A 1,079-nucleotide genomic window follows, 5' to 3' on the forward strand; every position below is an offset into this window, starting at 1 on the left:
AATCTTACCGTTCGCTGCCACTTGCCGCTGCTTGCCTCGACTGGTGCAGCTGGCCCGTCGCTTCTCTCGCTGCTCACAGTCACCCCTGACCTGTTCAGTCTTTATCTTTCCTCGCTGCGTGAGCTATTCGTCTCCCGCGTCCTCGCAGTCAGCGGCCCCTCGGTCGCCAGCGCGCTCGGAGACGACCCGGCGCTGACAATGTTGACCCCGTCGCCTGCGGCTGCGGCTGCAGCGGCCTCGGCTGTGCAACGTACGCTGGGCAGCTCGCACGCGCCAGCCAACGCAGAGTCGCCGCATGGTGGCCGTGACCATGACAGCGACGCTGACGCGTGGCGCGCGTTTGTCGTGCCCTCGCGCGGCCGCGGCAAGAGCCCGGCCAGTCTCCGCTTCACTCCGTCCTCCGGCTTTGCCACCCTCGCTCCTGCCGCCAACCCCGCAGCGCATCACATCGCTGGTGGCAACCACAGGCGCGGGACTTCGGCGGGTATAGGTCTCGCCGGTGCCGCCGGCGCGCGCCCGCTTGCAAGCGCCGCGACGCTAGCCGCGAGCGCTAAGATCAAAAACAAGGCCGCTGCGGCTGCGGCGACTGCGGCAGCGGAGGCCCTCGAGAGCGAGCGCCGTCGCTGGTCAGCGCTTCCTGTGCTGCCCCGCGCTGCGCCAGACTCGGTCACAGCCGTCGCTGGTGGCGACAACGCAGTGCAGGTTGCGACAGCGGCGCGCGTGCCACCCCCGCAGACGCTTGTTGGCAACGCGCTTGTTGAGCTCATTCACGGCTTAACTTCATCGCTTGCTCCTGCGCGTTTGCCCGCTGCTGCGAAGCTGCAGATCATCTTCCAGGCGGTTGCACCGACGCTGAAGACCGTTGCGGCTGCGCTTTGGACGCGGCTCCGCAGGCTCGACGCTGCGGCCGCCGCCTTCACGACTGCCGCTGCCACTGGACTGCTCGCCGATGCCGCTGCGACTGCTGCGGCGGCGGCCACAGCTGCTGCGGCATCGACGGGCACTGGCGGCGTGGGGTTTATGTCCCTGCTCGCCCGCGCTGCTCGCGCTGGCGCTGGCGGTGCGACGGATGGCACCAA

The sequence above is a fragment of the Microbacterium sp. 69-7 genome, assembly GCF_001897985.1.
Taxonomy (GTDB): Bacteria; Actinomycetota; Actinomycetes; order Actinomycetales; family Microbacteriaceae; genus Microbacterium; species Microbacterium laevaniformans.